The organism is Methylobacterium phyllosphaerae, assembly GCF_001936175.1.
Lineage (GTDB): Bacteria > Pseudomonadota > Alphaproteobacteria > Rhizobiales > Beijerinckiaceae > Methylobacterium > Methylobacterium fujisawaense.
Genome location: NZ_CP015367.1, coordinates 174,916 through 194,192 on the forward strand (window position 1 = coordinate 174,916; position 19,277 = coordinate 194,192).

Annotated in this window: 17 protein-coding genes; 13 read left to right on the forward strand and 4 right to left on the reverse strand. The window is 71.6% G+C overall.

The window, feature by feature from the left end; all coding sequences use genetic code 11:
- The first annotated feature begins 806 nt into the window (after positions 1-806).
- The 10 genes from MCBMB27_RS00835 to MCBMB27_RS00880 all read left to right on the forward strand — a co-directional run bounded on the left by MCBMB27_RS00835 (position 807) and on the right by MCBMB27_RS00880 (position 10,723).
- Positions 807-1,001, forward strand: a complete 195-nt coding sequence (locus MCBMB27_RS00835) for an AtzG-like protein (RefSeq protein ID WP_075379644.1) — start codon at positions 807-809, stop codon at positions 999-1,001.
- Positions 998-2,395, forward strand: a complete 1,398-nt coding sequence (locus MCBMB27_RS00840) for an AtzE family amidohydrolase (RefSeq protein WP_075379645.1) — start codon at positions 998-1,000, stop codon at positions 2,393-2,395. The genes MCBMB27_RS00835 and MCBMB27_RS00840 overlap by 4 nt, the downstream gene beginning before the upstream one ends.
- The gene (gene hpxZ, locus MCBMB27_RS00845) at positions 2,395-2,778 is read left to right on the forward strand and encodes an oxalurate catabolism protein HpxZ (RefSeq protein ID WP_043351400.1); all 384 of its coding nucleotides are present in this window, start codon (positions 2,395-2,397) and stop codon (positions 2,776-2,778) included. The genes MCBMB27_RS00840 and hpxZ overlap by 1 nt, the downstream gene beginning before the upstream one ends.
- 109 nt (positions 2,779-2,887) lie before the next feature.
- Positions 2,888-4,510, forward strand: a complete 1,623-nt coding sequence (locus MCBMB27_RS00850; RefSeq protein WP_053609973.1) for an ABC transporter substrate-binding protein — start codon at positions 2,888-2,890, stop codon at positions 4,508-4,510.
- Positions 4,511-4,768: 258 nt separating this feature from the next.
- Positions 4,769-5,722: an ABC transporter permease gene (locus MCBMB27_RS00855; protein ID WP_043383901.1), complete on the forward strand. Its 954-nt coding sequence runs from the start codon at positions 4,769-4,771 to the stop codon at positions 5,720-5,722.
- A 14-nt stretch (positions 5,723-5,736) separates the two neighbouring features.
- On the forward strand, positions 5,737-6,672 hold the full coding sequence (locus tag MCBMB27_RS00860) for an ABC transporter permease (RefSeq protein WP_043351394.1): 936 nt from the start codon (positions 5,737-5,739) through the stop codon (positions 6,670-6,672).
- A complete protein-coding gene (locus MCBMB27_RS00865) occupies positions 6,669-7,724 on the forward strand; it encodes an ABC transporter ATP-binding protein (RefSeq protein ID WP_075379646.1) in 1,056 nt (351 codons plus the stop codon). Before MCBMB27_RS00860 ends, MCBMB27_RS00865 begins: the two co-directional genes overlap by 4 nt.
- Before the next feature lie 8 nt (positions 7,725-7,732).
- Positions 7,733-8,782, forward strand: a complete 1,050-nt coding sequence (locus tag MCBMB27_RS00870) for an ABC transporter ATP-binding protein (RefSeq protein ID WP_418287721.1) — start codon at positions 7,733-7,735, stop codon at positions 8,780-8,782.
- Between the two features lie 88 nt (positions 8,783-8,870).
- Positions 8,871-10,130 (forward strand): hypothetical protein, encoded by a 1,260-nt coding sequence (locus MCBMB27_RS00875; RefSeq protein ID WP_075381844.1) that lies wholly within the window; start codon positions 8,871-8,873, stop codon positions 10,128-10,130.
- Between the two features lie 266 nt (positions 10,131-10,396).
- Positions 10,397-10,723, forward strand: a complete 327-nt coding sequence (locus MCBMB27_RS00880) for a hypothetical protein (protein ID WP_075379647.1) — start codon at positions 10,397-10,399, stop codon at positions 10,721-10,723.
- On the opposite strand, the gene pdxR is transcribed toward MCBMB27_RS00880, so the two are convergent.
- Positions 10,698-12,203, reverse strand: a complete 1,506-nt coding sequence (pdxR, locus tag MCBMB27_RS00885; protein WP_075379648.1) for a MocR-like pyridoxine biosynthesis transcription factor PdxR — start codon at positions 12,201-12,203, stop codon at positions 10,698-10,700. The two genes, MCBMB27_RS00880 and pdxR, sit on opposite strands and share 26 nt — an antisense overlap.
- Before the next feature lie 98 nt (positions 12,204-12,301).
- Here pdxR and MCBMB27_RS00890 point away from each other — a divergent pair, with 98 nt between their 5' ends.
- A complete protein-coding gene (locus MCBMB27_RS00890; RefSeq protein WP_053609969.1) occupies positions 12,302-12,928 on the forward strand; it encodes an FMN-binding negative transcriptional regulator in 627 nt (208 codons plus the stop codon).
- Positions 12,925-13,641: a GNAT family N-acetyltransferase gene (locus MCBMB27_RS00895; protein WP_075379649.1), complete on the forward strand. Its 717-nt coding sequence runs from the start codon at positions 12,925-12,927 to the stop codon at positions 13,639-13,641. Before MCBMB27_RS00890 ends, MCBMB27_RS00895 begins: the two co-directional genes overlap by 4 nt.
- A gap of 7 nt (positions 13,642-13,648) precedes the next feature.
- Here the strand turns inward: MCBMB27_RS00895 and MCBMB27_RS00900 are convergent, their stop codons facing one another.
- On the reverse strand, positions 13,649-15,196 hold the full coding sequence (locus MCBMB27_RS00900; protein WP_075379650.1) for a GMC family oxidoreductase: 1,548 nt from the start codon (positions 15,194-15,196) through the stop codon (positions 13,649-13,651).
- Complete coding sequence (locus tag MCBMB27_RS00905) at positions 15,193-16,641, reverse strand: alpha/beta hydrolase (protein WP_075379651.1); 1,449 nt, start codon at positions 16,639-16,641, stop codon at positions 15,193-15,195. Before MCBMB27_RS00905 ends, MCBMB27_RS00900 begins: the two co-directional genes overlap by 4 nt.
- Positions 16,642-16,766: 125 nt before the next feature.
- Here MCBMB27_RS00905 and MCBMB27_RS00910 point away from each other — a divergent pair, with 125 nt between their 5' ends.
- A complete protein-coding gene (locus MCBMB27_RS00910; protein ID WP_075379652.1) occupies positions 16,767-17,519 on the forward strand; it encodes a GNAT family N-acetyltransferase in 753 nt (250 codons plus the stop codon).
- A gap of 49 nt (positions 17,520-17,568) precedes the next feature.
- Here the strand turns inward: MCBMB27_RS00910 and xseA are convergent, their stop codons facing one another.
- Positions 17,569-19,263, reverse strand: a complete 1,695-nt coding sequence (xseA, locus tag MCBMB27_RS00915; protein WP_075379653.1) for an exodeoxyribonuclease VII large subunit — start codon at positions 19,261-19,263, stop codon at positions 17,569-17,571.
- Positions 19,264-19,277: the final 14 nt, after the last annotated feature.

A 19,277-nucleotide genomic window follows, 5' to 3' on the forward strand; every position in this document is an offset into this window, starting at 1 on the left:
GTCTCGCGTGTCGCGGGGACATCCGGCGGGGCCGGGCACGTACGGAGTCTGCCGGTTCCAACGCCATCCCCGCGCCCCGGAACCGCACCGATCCATCGGCTGTACCGATGGTCCGACCCGAACGCTCGGCGTGCGTCAGAACGCTCGGGTCGGACCATTGTTTCGAAGATCGCAGAGCCCTTAACCAGAGCTCCCCGTACGATGCAATCGTCGGAACCTGCGCAGGCGGGCGACAAAGCGACAATCCACGCCGTCTCTGTAAGAGTTTCGTCCGGCGATGCGGAAAAACCTCAAGCCGAGGGCTGAGCCGCAAGGTCGGCACGCCCGCGTGCGGCTCCCGTCGTCCTGCAGGTCTGACTGTGCATGATGTAGGTAGGTCGCGTGCGCGCTGAGAACAAGGATTGAACGTTCGCAATCCACCGACACATGGACAGCCGGGCCCGGACGATGCGGCCTCAGGCTATACATGCGCGGTCTTGCTTCCGGGCAGAGCATTCTTCGATCGCAAAGCAGACCTGCAAAATCGGCAGTCTATAGGAGGTCTTGGCTAGCCGGACACGTGCAACGGCCACCGAAGCCACCTCGACCGGAGGCCGGGCTCGCCAGATCCCGGTCCTGCTTACGACGCGACGCCCAAAGCGCGGGCAACTGACCGCGCCGCCCGCGGATGCCGCGTCGCGTTCGTCGATATGCTCAAAATTTAGGCACAATCGGATGCCGATCGGCAGATCTGTCGCGGCCTGCGCGGCACAAGGCCTGCTTCCCCCCCGAGACCTGCCTGAATCGACATCACACCGAAAGCAGCGATGCCCGAGACCTGCCCGCCCTTCGATCCCGAGAGCTATGCCGCCGTCACGGCAGCGCTGCTCGGCCTCCCGCTCGATCCCGCCTGGATGGGGCCGATCACGGCCAATCTCCGTGTCCTGGCCGCGGCGGCCGCGTTGGTGGAGGCGTTACCCCTCGCCGACGAGATCGATGCGGCGCCGAGGTTCGAAGCGTGAGCGCATACGAGCTTTCGACGGCCGTCGCGGTCGCCGCGGCCATCACCGACGGCCACACCACCGCACGGCAGGTCGTCACGGCGGCTCTGGACCGGATCGGGCGGCTGGACGGCCGGATCGGCGCCTTCACCGACGTGGTGGCTGCCCGCGCCCTGGCCAAGGCCGACGCCCAGGATGCCGCGCTGAGTGGCGGAGCGAAGCCGGGACCGCTGACCGGCGTGCCGTTCGCGGTGAAGAACCTGATCGACATCGCGGGCCTGCCCACCCGCGCCGGATCGAAGATCAATCGCAAGCGGCCTCCGGCCGAGCGGGACGGTGCCCTGGTGCGGCGCCTGGAGGCGGCGGGAGCCATCCTCGTGGGCGCCCTCAACATGGGCGAATACGCCTACGACTTCACAGGCGAGAACGTCCACGACGGCGACGCCCACAATCCGCACGCCCTCGATCACATGACCGGCGGCTCGTCCGGCGGCTCAGGCGCGGCCCTCGCCGCCGGCATGGTGCCCCTGACGCTGGGCTCGGACACCAACGGATCGATCCGCGTCCCCGCCGCCTTCTGCGGCTGCTTCGGCCTCAAGCCGACCTACGGCCGGCTGACCCGCGCGGGCAGCTTCCCTTTCGTGGGGAGCCTCGATCATCTCGGGCCCCTGGCCCGGAGCGTGACCGACCTCGCGCTCGCCTACGACGTGATGCAGGGCCCCGATCCGGACGATCCGGTGGCGACGCTCCGGCCGGCGGAGCCGGTCCTTCCGCATCTCGATGCGGGGATCGATGGCCTGCGCATCGCGGTGGCTGGCGGCCATTTCGCGCGCGGCGGCGACCCGGACGCCTTCGCGGCGGTTGCGCGCGCCGCCGAGGTCCTGGGTGCGCGCGGCACGGTCGAGTTGCCGGAAGCGCACCGCGCCCGCGCGGCCGCCTACCTGATCACCGCCGCGGAGGGCGCGACGCTGCACCTCGACCGCCTGCGGACGCGCCCGCAGGATTTCGATCCGGCGGTGCGGGACCGGTTGATCGCCGGGGCCATGATCCCGGCCCCCCATGTGGAGCGGGCGCAGCGGTTCCGCCGCTGGTACCGGGCGCGGGTGCTGGAGCTGTTCGAGACCGTCGACGTGATCCTGGCCCCGGCCACGCCCTGCCGGGCGCCGAAGGGCGGACAGACGCACTTCGTCCTCGACGGCGTCACGCTGCCGGTGCGTGCCAATATCGGCGTGTTCACGCAGCCGATCTCGTTCATCGGCCTGCCGGTGGTGGCGGCACCGATCCGGCTGGACGCCGGATTGCCCCTGGGGGTCCAGGTGATCGCCGCGCCCTGGCGCGAGGATCTCGTCCTGCGCGTGGCGCGTCACCTCGAACGAACCGGCGTCAGCACGGCGCCGATCGCGGAGCTTGCCTGATGATCATCGACGATCCCGCCGTGAAAGCCGAGGTCGAGGCCGCGTTCCGGGCCTACGAGACGGCACTGACGACCAACGACGTCCCGACCCTCGAGGCCCTGTTCCGGGACGATCCGCTGACCATCCGCTACGGCATCGGCGAGAATCTCTACGGCATGGACGCGATCCGCGCCTTCCGCCGGGCCCGCTCGCCGGTGGGCCTGGAGCGCACCCTGGCGCAGACGCAGATCACCACCTACGGGCGCGACTTCGCCACCGCGATGACGCTGTTCGCCCGCGCCAGCGCGCCGGGCAAGATCGGCCGCCAGAGCCAAACCTGGGCGCGCTTCCCCGAAGGCTGGCGGGTGGTCGCCGCCCATGTGAGCCTGATCGACGCGCAATAGCCACGACACGCTCCCTGCATGCAGGACGATCCGTCTGGCCGCAGGCTTGCATAAGGTCGAGCGTATCCCGGGCCCTCAGGCTCGGGCCAACGTGAGCACCCGACGCAAGATGCTGTCCCGTCTGAGAAAACTCGGCGCCCGTGCGGCGCTGGCCGGCGCCCTGGCGCTCTCCGCGAGCACCGCTGCCCTCGCGCAGGGAACGCTGCGGATCGGCATGACCGCCTCCGACATCCCTCTCACCACCGGCCAGACCGACAATGGCGGCGAGGGCATGCGGTTCATGGGCTACACGGTCTATGACGGCCTGATCAATTGGGACCTGTCGAGCGCCGAACTGGCCTCCGACCTCGTGCCGGGCCTCGCCACCAGCTGGGGCGTCGACGCCACCGACAAGACCAAGTGGACCTTCAAGCTCCGGCCGGGCGTGAAATTCCACGACGGCTCGGACTTCACCGCCGACGCGGTGGTCTGGAACCTCGACAAGCTCCTGAAGGCCGACGCGCCGCAATACGACCCGCGCCAATCCGCCCAGGGCAAGACCCGCATCCCGGCGGTGGCGAGCTACCGGGTGGTCGACCCGCTGACCGTCGAGATCACCACCAAGGCCCCCGACGCGACGCTGCCCTACCAGATCGCCTGGATCATGATGTCCTCGCCCGCCCAATGGGAGAAGCTCGGCAAGTCCTGGGACGCCTTCGCCAAGCAGCCCTCGGGCACCGGTCCGTGGAAGCTGACCCTGTTCGCCCCGCGCGAGCGCGCCGAGATGGTGCCGTTCAAGGAATACTGGGACGCGAACCGCGTCCCGAAGCTCGACAAGCTCGTGCTGATCCCGCTGCCGGAGGCCAATGCCCGGACCGCAGCGCTCCGCTCCGGTCAGGTGGACTGGATCGAGGCGCCCGCTCCGGACTCGGTGGCGTCGCTGAAGAGCGCCGGCTTCACCGTCGTCACCAACGCCTACCCGCATAACTGGACGTGGCACCTCTCGCGCGTCGAGGGCTCGCCCTGGAACGACATCCGCGTGCGCAAGGCGGCAAATCTCGCCATCGATCGCGACGGTCTGAAGGAACTGCTCGGCGGCCTCGCGATCCCCGCCAAGGGCTTCATGCCGCCCGGCCATCAATGGTTCGGCCATCCGACCTTCGATGTGAAATATGACCCCGACGCCGCCAAGAAGCTGCTCGCCGAAGCCGGCTACAGCCCCGCGAAGCCGCTGAAGCTGAAGGTGGCGATCTCGGCCTCGGGCTCGGGCCAGATGCAGCCGCTGCCGATGAACGAATTCGTCCAGCAGAACCTCGCCGACGTGGGCATCCAAGTCGATTACGAGGTGGTCGAGTGGAACACGCTCATCAACATCTGGCGGGCCGGCGCCAAGGCCGACATCTCCCGCGGCGTCTCGGCGATCAACTACTCGTACTTCATCCAGGATCCGTTCACCGGCTTCATCCGCCATCTGCAGTGCAACTTCGCCCCGCCGAACGGCACGAACTGGGGCTATTATTGCGACCCTGCGATGGACAAGCTGTTCGATCAGGTCCGCAACACCTTCGACAAGGCCGAGCAGACCAAGGTCCTGGAAAAGATCCACGAGAAGTATGTCGACGACGCGCTGTTCATCATGATCACGCACGACGTCAATCCGCGGGCGATGAGCCCCAAGGTCAAGGGCTTCGTCCAGGCGCAGAACTGGTTCCAGGACTTCTCGAAGATTACGATGGCGACGGCGGGGCGGTAGCGCCGCCGTCGTGCCTGCGAGCTATCGGAGGCACGGAGCGGGTTTTCTGGAGGGGCGAGCTCCCTCTCCCATGCGGGAGAGGGACAGGGTGCGGGGTGCGACCTCTCCGGAGGGACCTGATCCCTCACCCCAACCCTCTCCCGCACGGGAGAGGGGGGATTGTCGCGCCTCGCAAGGACCGAAGCGTGATCTTCGAAGGCTCTCCACGGCGGGGGCGACCGGACGGCGACAAAATATCGGTGGGCCAAAAGGCGAATAATGCTGCTCTACATCCTCAAACGGCTGGTCTACGTGACGCCCGTGGCGTTCGGGGTCAGCGTCGTCTGCTTCCTCCTCGTCCATCTCGCGCCGGGCGATCCCCTGAGCGCGGTCCTGCCCGCCGACGCCACCCAGGCGACCATCGACGAGATGCGGGCCGCCTACGGGTTCGATAAGCCCCTGCCGGTCCAGTACCTGATCTGGCTGTGGCACGTGCTGCACGGCGATCTCGGCACCTCCATCGCCACGGGCCGGCCGGTGCTCGGCGAGGTCAGCCGCGCCGTGGTGAACTCGCTGATCCTCGCCTCCGTGGCGACCGTGATCGGGTTCACCTTCGGCACCCTGTTCGGCTTCGTGGCGGGCTACCACCGCAACTCGCTGGCCGACCGGGCCGCCTCCGCCGTCTCGGTCTTCGGCGTGAGCGTGCCGCATTACTGGCTCGGCATGGTCCTGGTGATCGTGTTCTCGGCCAATCTCGGCTGGCTGCCGCCCACCGGCGCCGGGCCCGACGGCTCCGGCAACTGGCGGCCCGACTTCGAGCACCTGCGCTACCTGATCCTGCCGGCGATCACGATGTCGGTGATCCCGATGGGGATCATCGCCCGCACGGTCCGGGCACTGGTGGCCGACATCCTGTCCCAGGACTTCGTCGAGGCCCTGCGCGCCAAGGGCATGGATGAGCGCGGCGTGTTCCGGCATGTCGTGCGCAACGCCGCCCCGACGGCGCTGGCCATCATGGGCCTGCAGCTCGGCTACCTGCTGGGCGGCTCGATCCTGGTCGAGACCGTGTTCGCGTGGCCGGGCACCGGCTTCCTCCTCAACGCCGCGATCTTCCAGCGGGACCTGCCCCTACTGCAGGGCTCGATCCTCGTGCTGGCGATGTTCTTCGTGGCCCTCAACCTGCTGGTGGACGTGATGCAGACCGCCCTCGACCCGCGCATCGAGCGCGCCTGACCCGGAGCCCGATGATGACTGCTCCCGTCACCGCGGCCTCCGTGGCCCTCGACGGCGGCGTGCTTGCCGCCGAGGACGTGACCCACGGGCCGGAGGCCGCCTTCGCCCCGTCGCGGGGCTTCTGGGGCCATGTCGGCCACCGTCTGGTGCGCGACCCCGTCGCCATGGGCGCCGGCGCCGTGATCCTGATCGTCGTGCTCATCGCGATCCTCTCGCCATGGATCACCCCGATGGATCCCTACAAGGGCTCCATGCTGCGCCGCCTGAAGCATGTCGGCGACGCCACCTACTGGCTGGGCTCGGACGAGCTCGGCCGCGACATGATCAGCCGGCTGATGCTGGGCTCGCGGCTGTCGCTGTTCATCGGCGTCACCCCGGTGCTGATCGCCTTCGTGATCGGCTCCGGCATCGGCATCCTAGCGGGCTATGTCGGAGGCTGGACCAACACGATCCTGATGCGCACCATCGACGTCTTCTTCGCGTTTCCGTCCGTGCTCCTCGCGATCGCGCTGTCCGGGGCGCTCGGCGCCGGCATCTTCAACTCGATCGTCTCGCTGACCTGCGTTTTCGTGCCCCAGATCGCCCGGGTGGCGGAGAGCGTCACCACGGGCATCCGCAAGCGCGATTACATCGACGCCGCCAAGCTGTCGGGCGCCTCGGCCCTGACGATCATGCGCGTGCAGGTGCTGGGCAACGTCGTCGGGCCGATCTTCGTCTACGCGACCAGCCTGATCTCGGTCTCGATGATCCTGGCCTCCGGCCTGTCGTTCCTCGGCCTCGGCGTGCGCCCGCCCGAGCCCGAATGGGGCCTGATGCTGAACACCCTGCGCACCGCGATCTACGTCAACCCGGTCGTGGCCGCCCTCCCGGGCGTCTGCATCTTCATCGTCTCGATCGCCTTCAACCTGTTCTCGGACGGGCTCCGGTCCGCCATGGAGATTCGCCAGTGAGCGTCATCCCGGACGCACCCGACCCGTTCGCCCGCGACCGCGGCGGACCCGCCCAGCCGCTCCTGTCGGTCTCGGGCCTCATCAAACACTTCCCGGTCCGCAAGGCCGGCGGAAAGAAGCAGGTGGTCCGCGCCGTCGACGGCGTCGACTTCGACGTGCTCAAGGGCGAGACGCTGGGCATCGTCGGCGAATCCGGCTGCGGCAAGTCGACCACCGCCAAGCTGCTGATGGGCCTGATCGAGCGCGATTCCGGCCAGATGTTGTACGACGGTCAGGCCATCGGCGAGCGCACCATGCCGTGGCGGGCCTACCGCCGTCAGGTCCAGATGGTCTTCCAGGACAGCTACGCCTCGCTCAATCCGCGCATGACCGTGGAGCAGTCGATCGCCTTCGGCCCGAAGGTGAACGGCGTGCCCGGCCGGGAGGCGGTGGAGCGCGCCCGCGCGCTGCTCGCCCGGGTCGGCCTGGAGCCGAAACGCTTCGCCGGGCGCTACCCGCACGAGATCTCCGGCGGCCAGCGCCAGCGGGTCAACATCGCCCGCTCCCTCGCCCTGGAGCCGCGGCTCGTGCTGCTCGACGAGGCGGTCTCGGCGCTCGACAAGTCCGTGGAGGCGCAGGTCCTGAACCTGCTCCTCGACCTCAAGGCCGAGTTCGGCCTGACCTACATCTTCATCAGCCACGACCTGAACGTCGTGCGCTTCATCTCCGACCGGGTGATGGTGATGTATCTCGGCCGGGTTGCGGAGATCGGGCCGTCCGACACGGTGCTCGACGCGCCGGCGCATCCCTACACCGAGGCGCTGCTCGCCTCGATGCCGTCGCTCGATCCCGACAACCGCACCCAGGCCGCGTTGCTGGCCGGCGACCCGCCGAACCCGATCGACCCGCCCCCGGGCTGCCGCTTCCACCCGCGCTGCGCCCTGGCGGAGGGCGTGTGCAGCCAGAAGGAACCGCCCCTCGACGCGATCCGGCCCCTGCACCGTGTCGCCTGCCTCGCCCGTCAGCCCGGATCGGGCCATTCCGCGGCCCGCGCAGACGCGCTCGCCGCATGAGCATGCCCATGAGCACGCCGATGAGCACGCCGATCTCTTCCTCAGAACCCGCAGTCGTCCTCAAGGACCTGCGCGTCGCCTTCGGCAAGGTTCAGGTGGTCGACGGCGTCGACCTCACCGTGGAGCGCGGTCAGGCGATGGCGCTGATCGGCGAATCCGGTTCCGGCAAGAGCGTCACGCTCCGCGCGATCCTTCGCCTGTTCCCGGAAGGGCGCAGCCGCATCGAGGGCCGGATCCTGGCCGCCGACAGGGACGTACAGGCGCTCACCAAGCGTCAGCTCGCCGATTTCCGCGGCGGCGACGTCTCAATGATCTTCCAGGAGCCGTTGCTCGCCTTCGACCCGGTCTACACCGTGGGCCGGCAGATCACCGAGGCGATCCTGCGCCACGAAACGATCTCCAAGGACGAAGCCCGGAAGCGGGCGCTCGCCCTGTTCGAGCGGGTGCGGATCCCGAGCCCGGAGCGGCGGCTCGACAACTACCCGCACGAGATGTCGGGCGGCATGCGCCAGAGAGCGATGATCGCGCTGGCGCTGGCCTGCCGGCCGCAGGTGCTGCTCGCCGACGAGCCGACCACGGCGCTGGACGCCACGGTGCAGATCCAGGTGCTGCTGCTCCTGCGCGAGCTCCAGCGCGACCTCGGCCTGTCGATCATCATCGTCACCCACGATCTCGGCGCGGCCGTGGAGGTCGCCGACCGGATTGCCGTGATGTACGCCGGCAAGATCGTCGAGACCGGCACCGCGCATCAGGTGGTCCTGGACCCGCACCACCCCTACACGATCGGCCTTCTGCGCAGCCGGGCGGAAGGGGCGCTGGCCAAGGGCTCTCGGCTCGAGACCATCCCGGGCAGCCCGCCCGACCTCGCGAACCGCCCGCCGGGCTGCCCCTTCGCGCCGCGCTGCTTCCTGGCCGAGGAGCGCTGCCGCCGGGAGATGCCGCCGGTCGCCGAGATCGCTCCCGGCCACCGCGTCGCCTGCTGGCGGACCGAGGAGGCCTCGGCGGCCTACCGGGCCGGCCCGACGCCCGTGCGCGCCGCCGAGCCGGTCCCGGCCTGACCTCGACGCCCCCGCGCCGAGGCTTTATCCGGCTCGGCGCGGTCCCGCGGTGGCGGACCGCGTCCGATCCGGCCGCGCGGGCATCACGATGAGCCAAGTCCTCTCCGAGCCAGTCTCGTCCGAGATCCTGCTCGTTCCCCGGGGCGAGGCCGGGCACTTCCTGACGGCGGCCCTCGGCTGGCTGGGCAAGCGGATCACCGTCACGGCCCAGCCCGGCACGGCGAATCACGTCCTCTGCCTCCCCGTCCTCGATTTCGTGCGCCTCGGCTTTCCGGAGGCGAACGGCCGCCTCGACCTCCTCGAACCGGGAGACGCCGAGAACCTCCGCGCCGGGCGCGCCGCGCTCCTCCTCGATCTCTCCAACGAGGGGCCGGGCCTGCACGCGCCGACCTTCGAGGCGCTTCACCGCAACCTCGCGGGGCTCGACATCCCGCGCGATCGGGTGATCCTGGTCACGCAGAACCGGCTGCTGCGGCTCGATTACGAGCGGCTCTACGGCGAGGGCCTGCGGTTCTGGACCTTCGAGTTCTTCCCGCTCCAGGTTGCCCTCTGGCTGGACGCCGAGGCGGGTCCGAGGCTCTTCCCCCAGCATGCCCTCGATCGCACCGGCTACACGCCCTTCGCCCGCGCCTCCGGCCCGGCCCGCTTCCTCTGCCAGAACGCGGCTTTGCGCTGGCACCGGGTGCTGCTCTACCGGTGGTTCCAGCTCAACGGGCTGGACAGGGACGGGCTGATCTCCTTCCACGGCATCGGCGAGGACAACCCGAAGGCGGGCGGCATCAACGTCTTCCACGCTCCGCCTGAGATCGAGGCGGCTTTCGGCCCCCTGCTCGCCGATGTCGGCAGCTGGATCCCGCGCCGGGCGCGGCGGATCGATGCCGATCAGGGCACCGACATGGTCATGACCCTCGACACCGGCGCCTACGCGGAGTGCGACCTGACCGTCATCTCGGAGACCGACTTCTTCGAGCTGGGTGTCGAGCGCATCACCGAGAAATCCATCAAGGCGGCGGCGACGGGCCTGCCCTTCGTGATGGTGGGCGCGCCGCGCGCCGTCGAGCGGCTGTCCGAACTCGGCTTCCAGACCTTCGGCGGCCTGATCGACCACCAGTACGATTTCGCGGCCGAACCGGCCGAGCGCCTGCCGCTCGTGTTCCGGTCGATCGAGCGGGCCTGGGCGACGTGTCGGGGCGACCGGGCGCGCTGGCATCGTCTGGCCCGGGAGCAGGCTGAAGCCAATGTCGCCCATGCCCGAACCGGATTGCTGCCGCAGCTCGACCGGGTGATGGTCGCCCCGCTGATCGTGCGCCTGGCCCGGTTCATGGAAACGGGCGCGATCGTGCACTGACGGCACTCCGACCGTGACCGCAGCCCCTCTGTCGCCGGACCGCCATTGCACCACCTGCGGGCGCGGGCACTACATCGCCGTCCAGTTCTGCCCCTTCTGCGGCGCCGCCCAGGAGCCGCCGCGTTCTGGCCCGGATGACGGGCCCGTCCCCGCGGTCCACGTCCTGCTGGTGCCGTCACCGGAATTGGACCGACCGGCGCGCGCGACGGCGCCGTCCACCCCGGAAGCCCTGCTTCCCCCAGCGCCTCCATTGCATCGACCGCCGCGTGCCGCGGCCCCGCCGGGTCGTGCTGGCGCTCTTCACCATCGGCGCGCTCGCGTGGCTCGCGCAGGGCAGGCGGACGGGGCGTCCCGCGCCGGTCCGGATCACGGCTCAGGCCGGCTGGACGCCTGTGACCCTCGCGCCCTTCCGGGGCGCAAGGCTGCTGCGGGTCACGGGGGAGACCGCCTTCAGCCTGCGCATCGACGGGGAACGCATCGTGCGCGTCGCACCGGACCGCGGCGCGACTGTCCGGATGAAGGCCCTGCGGAGCCTGGACGTGCGGGCCGCCCAGGGGCGCACCGTCGTCACGCTGACACCGCGACCGGAGTGATCGGGACGGCGCGCAGGGTCTCCGCCAGGCGCAGCACGGCCGGGTCGATCGCCCGCTCCGGCACAGCGGCATAGCCGAGCAGCAAGCCCGGCTCCGCCGGCCCGGCATGATAGGCCGAGAGCGCGACCGCGGAGATTCCCGCCCGGCCGAGTGCGGCTGCGGCAGCCACGTCGGTGAGGGCTGCGCCCCAGGCTGGCCCCGGCCGGGCGATGACGTGCATCCCGCCCTCCATGGGGGCGATTGCGGCGACATCCCCGGCATGGCGGCGCGCGGCCTCGATCAGCGCCTCCTGGCGCAGGGCGTAGAGGCGTCGCGTCCGGCGGAGATGGCCGGCGAGGTGTCCGTCCTCGATGAACCGGGCCAGCGCCCACTGACCGATCCCGGGCGGGGCGGGCCCCGTCTCCGCGAGGGCCTGATTCACCGGCGCCACGAGCCCGCGCGGCAGCACGAGATAGCTCAAGCCCAGTGCGGGGAGCAGCAGCTTGGAGAAGCTGCCGACATAGATCACCCGTCCACCGCGATCGAGGGCGCGCAGGGGCGCCAGCGGACGCCCGGCATAGCGATAGGCTCCGTCGTAGTCGTCCTCGACGATCCAGCCCGAGACCGCCTCGGCCCAGGCCAGGAGGTCGAGGCGGTTCTCCAGGCTCATGGCGTACCCGAGGGGGTAATGGTGGGCCGGCGTCACCACCGCGAGCCGCGCCTCCGCCGCCGGCGCGGCGGCCAGGGCCACCGACAGGCCGCCGGGACCGACCGGGACGGGCACCGGGCGCAGGCCGGCGCTGGCGAGGGCCTGCGCGATGCCGGGGAAACCCGGCTCCTCGACCAGGGCGGTCTCGCCGGGATCGAGCAGCAGCTCGGCGAGCAGGCGCAGGCTCTGGCGGATGCCCGCCGTGACGATGACGTCCTCGGGCTCGCAGGCGACGCCGCGGGCCTGTGCCAGATAGGCGGCGATGGCGCCGCGCAGGGCCGGCGATCCGCGCGGGTCGGGCTTCTCCGTCGGACCGTGGCGCCACTCGGCCTGGAGCAGGCGAGCCCAGACCTCGAACGGGAAGGCGTCCTGCGCAGGCCGGCCGAGGGCGAAGGCGTCGGGCACGCCCGGCCCCGCCAAGTAGCGCCGTGCCGGAGCGGAGACGAGGCGGGCACCGCGGCGCGACAGGTTCGGGGCCGGCTCGGCGCCCGGTCGCCGAATCGGGCTTGGCGCGGGAAGCGCGTCGTCGGGAAGGGTCGCGGCGACGCGCGTCGCCGAGCCCGGCCGCGCCGTCAGGTAGCCCTCGGCGGTCAGCTGCTCCAGCGCCAGGACCACGGTTCCGCGCGCGCAGCCGAGATCGGCCGCCAGGACCCGCGAGGCCGGAAGCCGGGCCCCGCGCGGCAGGCGGCGGTCGAGGATCGCGGCGCGCAGGGCCTCCCGGAGCTGTGCGTGCAGCGGCGTCGAGGCAGCGGCATCCAAGGCCAGCGTCAGCGGCAGGGGGCTTCGGGACATGGCGCAAACTGGTCCAGTCGCAGTTCGAGAATTGGACCTTTTGCCTGGACCGCCGAACGGTCAAGCACGCGTGGGCATCACCGCCGCAGGACGGACCCATGTACCAGCCGCCTCACTTCCGGGACGATTCGCGCGCCGCTCAGCACGCGCTGATCCGCGCCTATCCCCTCGGCCTGCTGATCACGGCCGGCTCGGGCGGCCTGACGGCGAACCCGATCCCGTTCCTGCTGGATGAGGCCGGGCCGCACGGCGTGCTGCGGGCGCATATCGCCCGCGCCAACCCGCAGGGCCTGGATCTCGCTGCGGTGGAGGAATGCCTGATCGTGTTCCAGGGGCCGCAGGGCTACGTCACCCCGAGCTGGTACGCGAGCAAGCGCGAGCACGGCCGCGTCGTCCCGACCTGGAACTACGCCACCGTCCATGCCTGGGGCCGGCCGCAGGTGATCGAGGATGTGGAGTGGCTCGGGCGCCAGGTCGCCGACCTCACCGCCCTGCGCGAATTGCCGCGGGCCGAGCCGTGGGCGGTGGCCGACGCGCCGGAGCCCTTCGTGGCCGCCCAGGTCCGGGGAATCATCGGCATCGAGATTCCGATCACGCGGATCGAGGGGAAGTGGAAGATGAGCCAGAACAGGCCCGAGGCCGACCGACACGGGGTCATCGCGGGGTTGCGCGCCGAGGGCGAGGCGGGTCTCGCCGGGCTGGTCGCCGAGCGGAGCGGCCTGTGAGCGCGCGCCTCAACGCCTTCGGCCAACCCATCGGCCCGGCGCTGCCGGACTGGAGCCCGCGTCCGCGCCCGCCGCGGACGCCGATGGAGGGCCGCACCTGCCGGCTCGTCCCGCTCGACGCCGCCGCCCATGGCGAGGCCCTGTTCGAGACCTACAGCGCTGCCCCCGACACGCGCGGCTGGACCTACCTCGGCGACGAGATGCCAAAGAGCGCGGCGGCCTACCGGGCGCGGCTGGAAACCCAGCAGACAAGCGAGGATCCGCTGTTCTACGCGATCCTCGATCCCGCGCGCGGCGACGCGCTCGGGATCGCCTCGTATCTCCGGATCGATCCGGGTAACGGCGTGATCGAGGTCGGCCATCTCCATTTCGGGCCGCGCCTGCAGCGCTCGCCCGCCGCCACGGAGGCGATGGCGCTGATGATGACCCGGGCCTTCGACGAACTCGGCTACCGGCGCTACGAGTGGAAGTGCGACAGCCTCAACGCTCCGTCCCGGGCGGCGGCATTGCGGCTGGGCTTCACCTTCGAGGGCATCTTCCGCAACGCCGTCGTGGTGAAGGGCCGCTCCCGCGACACGGCGTGGTTCTCGATCACCGCCGCGGAGTGGCCGCGGGTCCGCGCCGGCTTCGCCGCATGGCTGGACCCGTCGAATTTCGACGGGGAGGGCCGGCAGCGGCACGGGCTCGCGGACCTGCGCGCCGCTTCGGGCTGAGGCATCCTCAGGCCCGACCGGCCAGGAACGCCTCCGCACTGCGCAGGCTGAGCGCCATGATGGTCAGCGCCGGGTTCGCCGCGAGCGAACTCGGGAAGGTCGAGCCGTCGCAGATCCACAGGTTGTCGATGTCGAAGCTGCGGCCGTGCGGATCGACGACGGCGCTCGACCCGTCGCGGCCCATCCGGCAGGTCCCGAGCGTGTGGGCGACGCGCTCCAGCACCCAGATGTCCTCGGCCCCCGCCTCCTCCCAGAGCCCGCGCATGACCTTCGTGGCATGCGCGTTCAGGCGGTCCTCGTTGGTGCCGTAGCCGAAGCTGATATGGGCCTTGCGCATCCCGTGCGCGTCGGTCTCGTCGGCGAGTGTCAGCACGTTGGCGTCGCAGGGCAGGGTCTCGCCGTTGATGCCGATGCCGGCGAGGCGGTTGTAGCGATCGAGGTAGTCGAGGAGCGGCTTCCCCCACAGGCCGCGCCCCCGCGCCACCGCATTGCCGAAGGTCACCGGCACCACGCCGAGGCTCTGGATGAGGTAACCGCCGGCGAAGTCGGCGCCGGCGCGGATGAAATCCTCGGTGATCAGCGAGGACGGATAGCCCCGGTTCATCCGGACCTCGTTGTCGAAGGTGCCCCAGACCTGGGTCGCCACGTGCCCCATGTAGTTGCGCCCGATCTGGCCGCTGGAATTGGCGAGCCCGAGATTGAGCAGCAGGCGCGGAGTCTCGACGGCCCCGGCACAGAGGAAAACGGCGCCGCACCGCTGCCGGCGATCCTCGCCATCCTGGCGGTAGACCACGCCGGTGACCCGGCCGTCGGCAGCGCGCTCCAGGCCGTGGACGAAGGCCTCGGCCCGGATCTCGGCACCGTGGGCCACCGCGTACGGCAGGTAGGTCACGTCCATGCTCGCCTTGGCGCCCGTGCGGCAGCCCTGGTGGCAGAAGCCGCAATTGATGCAGGCGTTGCGGCGGGGTCCGTCCTCGGACTGGAAATCCTGGGAGACCACGGCGGCGGGCGCGTCCGCCCACCGGATGCCGCGGGCCTCGCAGGCCCGCGCCATGATGTCGGCCGGGCCATTCCGCGGGACCGGGGGCAGGGGATAGCGCCGGCCGGCATCCCACGGATAGCTCGGCGCGCCCGACACGCCGAGAAACCGCTCCACCCGCTCGTAGAACGGAAGCAGGTCGTCGTAGGTCAGCGGCCAGTCGACGCCTTCGCCGGTCTCCGTGTGGAGCCTCAGGTCGCGGGTATCGGCCCGGGGCACGAAGGCGCCCCAGTGAAGCGTCGAGCCGCCGACACCCGTGCCGCTGTTATTCGCCCCGAAGGCCTCCGGGGTCGCGCCGCCGCTCAGCCGCTCCTCGGTCCAGTAGATCTCGTCCGCCAGCGTCTCGTCGAAGGCGAAGCGCTCCGGCGTGAAGTTCGGTCCGGCCTCCAGAGCCACGACCCTGAGGCCCGCGGCGGCGAGGCGCGCGAGGAGCGGCGCGCCGCCCGCGCCAGTCCCCACCACGACCGCATCGACGACGTCGTCCGCGCGGTAGGTCCGCATGCCCGCGAGATTCATCGTCCTGCCTCCGTCTGCAGCGCTTGGGGCTCCCAGGGTTCCGGCGCGTCGAGCCCGACCGCGTGGAAGCCCGGCAGGCCGTCGGCGATTTCTCCCGGCCGGTCGCCGCCGGCACCGATGCCCGAGAAGCCGATCCGGGCCAGCGCCGCCGGGTGGCCGAGCCAGAGCCGCACCGCGTCGGCGCGGAGATCCTCGAACCAGAACCGCATCCGGTCGCCGTCGAGCCGGCCTTCGAGGGCGTCCGGGACCGTCAGATCCCCACGCTGGCAGAGGGTGAGCAGCGCGTCCTGCCGTGGCGCGTCGAGGGTTGTGAACGGGCGGCCCTGCGCGGCCCGGGCTGCGGCATCCAGGGTGCGCAGGGCGGCGCGGTAGGCGTCCGCGTCCGGCGGCAGGGCCGAGAAGCGCCAGCCGTCGCCGGCGCCGGACGCCAGCCGCCGATCGAGGCGGGCTGCGAGATCGAGATGCGGCACCGGCATCACCCGGGCGAGGGCGGCCCGCAGGATCGCGAGTTCCACAGGGTCGAGGGCCACCGGTCGATAGGCGGGGTCGTCCGGCGCGGCGCGCTCCGCGAGCGCCTGGCGCAGGCGGCCGTTGACCCGCTCGGAGGCGATCAGCGCCGCGTAGTCCGGCGCCACCGTCGGGGCCGCCTCAACCGGTCGGCGGGGCCGGTCGTCGAAATGGGCGCGCAGCCCGTCGGCCAGGGCGGCCGGCCGCTCCAGCGGCAGGAGATGGCCGACGCCGTCGACCGTCACGAGGCGATGATGTGCGAGGTGGGGCGCCGTCAGGGCCTGCTGCGCGTCCGGTCCGAGGTCGGCGTCCTCGGATCCGGCCAGAATCAGCGCCGGGGTGCGCAGGACGCCGACGCGGCGGCACCAATCCTCGTTGGCGCCCGCCTCGAGCCAAGCCTTCCAGGCGGCCGGCGCGGCCCGCAGGACGTCGGCTACCGCCCGTTCCTCGGTCTCAGGGTCCAGCCGGTCGCCGACATTCGCGCGTACGAAGGCCTGAGCCTCGCGCCGCCGCGTCTCGGGATCCGCGTCGATCCAGGCGAGCATTTTGGCGCGCCGGTCCTCCGGGATCGGCTCCGGGCTCGGCGGCGAGCCGGAGACCAGGATGAGATCGGTGAGGCCGGTCAGGCCCGCTTCGCCATCCTCGGCCCGGCGCGCCAAGGCCAAGGCGACCTTGGCCCCCATGCTGTGACCGGCGATCCCGAACCGGGCCGGAGCCCGCGCGCGGATGGCTTCGGCCACGTGATCGGCCATCGCGGCCACGTGATCGGCCATCGCGGCGACGGAATAGCCCGGCGTGCCGGCGGCATCGCCGAAGCCCGGCAAGTCGACCGGCACACATGTCAGCGGCGTCCCCGCGAGGGCACGCGCCAAAGGCTCCCAGCTTCGGGCGCTGCCCCCCAGGAAGTGAAGGCAGAACAGGACTTCAGGTTCGGACATTGCGGAGACATCGCGCGGGGCCAGAGTGCTTCAAGCGTACGCGACGCCGCATGGCCGACGTTTTGCCCCGGACCGAACGGTCAAGCCGGGACGGCGTGCGATCAGGGCATACGGAGGAGACCGTGGTGACGGATCTTGAACAGGCTTGGCGCGTGGAAGAAGCCTGCCTCAACGCCTGGCCGAGCCCGCGCGAACTCCTGATCCACGGCTACCTGCTGCGCGCCGCGGGCGGGCGTTCGAAGCGGCAGAATTCCGTGACCCCCATGCGGGGGAGCGGCGCGCCCGGACCGGCCATCGAGGCCGCGCGCGCCATCTACGAGCGTCTGGGGCGGCGCGCGATCTTCCGGATTCCGGCGATCGCCCCGCAGATGGAGCCGCTCCTGTCCCACGCGGACTTCGCCGTCGTGGACGAGACCTGCACGCTGCTCCGCGCGCTCGATGACCTGCCGGCGGTGCCTGAGCCGGCAGCGACGGTCGCCGCCGTCCCCGGTGAGGACTGGCTGGCGGTGCGCGATGCCGTGAACCACGCGGACGCCGCAGCCGCGCAAGTCTTCCGCGACACCGTCGCCGCCCTGTCCCTGCCGCGGGCCTTCGCGGCGGCCTTGGCCGAGGGCGGGATCGGCGCGATCGCCTTCGGGGTGCTCGACGGTGGTTGTCTGGTCATCGAGGCGGTGGCCACCCCCGAACCCCTGCGCGGCCGCGGCCATGCCCGGCGCGCCGTGGCCGCGCTGCTGCGCTGGGGGAGGGCGGAGGGCGCCCGGGCGGCCTGCCTGCAGGTCGTCGCGGCGAACACGCCGGCGCGGGCGCTCTACCGCGCCCTCGGCTTCGAGCGCGAACTGTACCGCTATCACTATCGGGTCGGTCCGGAGCCCGGCTGAGACGCGAGCCGGATCGCGGCCCAGTCCCGCACCCGCTCCGGCCGTGGTCTCAGGCGTCGAAGAGCGAGCCCTGCCGCGTCGGGGCAGGGCGCGTGCCGGTCCGCCTGCCCGGCGTTGCCGGCGAGGCCGCGCCGCGACGCGCGGGCTTCGCCGACGGGGATGGATCGGACGTCCCGGACGGATCGGCCCCGTCGGGCACGGCCGTCACGGTCCCGTCGGCGAATTGCAGACTGAGGCGGGTGGCCACCGCCGCATCCGCGGCGCGGCGCATCGGCAGCCCCGCGGCATCGCGCACCAGCACGTAGCCGCGGTCGAGCACGGCGCGGTAGCTGAGCGAACCGAGCAGGCCCGCCAGCCCGTCCAGACGGTCGCGGCGGCGCTCGATGCTGCGCGCCCCGGCCTGGGCGAGGCGCTCCGACAGCGCGTGCAGGCGGTCGGTGTGGCGCGCCTGCAGCGCCCGGGCCCGTTCCAGGCCGGCCTCCCGCGCGACGACGAGGCGCCGCCCGAGCTGGATCAGGGCTTCGCCCTTGCGCTGGACGTCGTTGCGCAGGGCATTGAGCGGCCGGTGGTCGATCCGCGCCAGCCGCGCGCGGGCGTTGGCGAGGACCACGTCGGGCGAGCGCCGGGCCATCCGGTCGAGGAGGAGCTGGAGCCGCGCGCGATGGCGGCTGGCGCCCGCCGCGAGGGCCGGGGCGAGGCGCGCCTCGGCGAGGTCGAGCCGCTGGCGCTTGGCCGCCAGCAGGGCGTCGGCACTGGGCAGAGCACGCCCGAGGGCGCGCAGATCCGACCGGTCGCGGTCGATCCGGCGCCCGACCGCCCCTCTGCCGCGGGCGGAGAGGTCCGCCACCGTGGCGATCAGGTCGGCGCGGACCGGCACCGCCATCTCGGCGGCGCCCGTCGGGGTCGGCGCCCGGCGGTCGGACACGTAGTCGATCAGCGTGGTGTCGGTCTCGTGCCCGACCGCCGAGATCAGCGGGATCGCGCTCTCGAAGGCGGCGCGGACGACGCATTCCTCGTTGAAGGCCCAGAGATCCTCGATGGAGCCGCCGCCGCGAGCGACGATCAGCACGTCCGGGCGCGGGATCGCGCCGCCCGCCGGAAGTGCGTTGAAGCCGCGGATCGCGGCCGCGACCTCCTCGGCCGCGCCGTCGCCCTGGACCCGCACCGGCCAGACCAGGACGGGCCGCGGGAACCGGTCCTCCAGCCTGTGGAGGATGTCGCGGATCACCGCGCCGGTCGGCGAAGTGACGACGCCGACGACCTGCGGCAGGTAGGGGATGGGCCGCTTGTGCTCGGGGGCGAACAGCCCCTCGGCGGCGAGCAGCTTCTTGCGCTCCTCCAGAAGAGCCATCCAGGCCCCGAGACCCGCCGGCTCCAGGTTCTCGATGACGATCTGATAGGAAGACTTCCCGGGAAAGGTGGTGATGCGACCGGTGGCGACGACCTCCAGCCCCTCCTGGGGGCGCTGGCGCAGGCGGCCGAACACACCCTTCCAGACCACCGCGTCGATCCGCGCCTGCCCGTCCTTCAGGGAGAAATAGGCGTGGCCCGAGCCGTGCTGGCCGCGATAGCCCGAGATCTCGCCGCGCAGGCGGACATGGCCGAAGGCGTCCTCCAGCGTGCGTTTCAGGGCACCGGCCAGTTCGCCCACCGACCATTCGGGCTGGTTGGCATTGAGCACGCGGGTCGGCGGGATATCCGCCGCGGGCTGGGCTGCGGGGCGCGGGGGCGGCACGAGGGGCATGGCCGGACGCTAGG

Coding starts and splice junctions, on each gene's coding strand:
- MCBMB27_RS00835 (WP_075379644.1), top strand. CDS start 807: ATGCCCGAGACCTGCCCGCCCTTCGATCCCGAGAGCTATGCCGCCGTC.
- hpxZ (WP_043351400.1), top strand. CDS start 2,395: ATGATCATCGACGATCCCGCCGTGAAAGCCGAGGTCGAGGCCGCGTTC.
- MCBMB27_RS00850 (WP_053609973.1), top strand. CDS start 2,888: ATGCTGTCCCGTCTGAGAAAACTCGGCGCCCGTGCGGCGCTGGCCGGC.
- MCBMB27_RS00855 (WP_043383901.1), top strand. CDS start 4,769: ATGCTGCTCTACATCCTCAAACGGCTGGTCTACGTGACGCCCGTGGCG.
- MCBMB27_RS00860 (WP_043351394.1), top strand. CDS start 5,737: ATGACTGCTCCCGTCACCGCGGCCTCCGTGGCCCTCGACGGCGGCGTG.
- MCBMB27_RS00870 (WP_418287721.1), top strand. CDS start 7,733: ATGAGCACGCCGATGAGCACGCCGATCTCTTCCTCAGAACCCGCAGTC.
- MCBMB27_RS00875 (WP_075381844.1), top strand. CDS start 8,871: ATGAGCCAAGTCCTCTCCGAGCCAGTCTCGTCCGAGATCCTGCTCGTT.
- pdxR (WP_075379648.1), bottom strand. CDS start 12,203: ATGTCCCGAAGCCCCCTGCCGCTGACGCTGGCCTTGGATGCCGCTGCC.
- MCBMB27_RS00890 (WP_053609969.1), top strand. CDS start 12,302: ATGTACCAGCCGCCTCACTTCCGGGACGATTCGCGCGCCGCTCAGCAC.
- MCBMB27_RS00900 (WP_075379650.1), bottom strand. CDS start 15,196: ATGAATCTCGCGGGCATGCGGACCTACCGCGCGGACGACGTCGTCGAT.
- MCBMB27_RS00905 (WP_075379651.1), bottom strand. CDS start 16,641: ATGTCCGAACCTGAAGTCCTGTTCTGCCTTCACTTCCTGGGGGGCAGC.
- xseA (WP_075379653.1), bottom strand. CDS start 19,263: ATGCCCCTCGTGCCGCCCCCGCGCCCCGCAGCCCAGCCCGCGGCGGAT.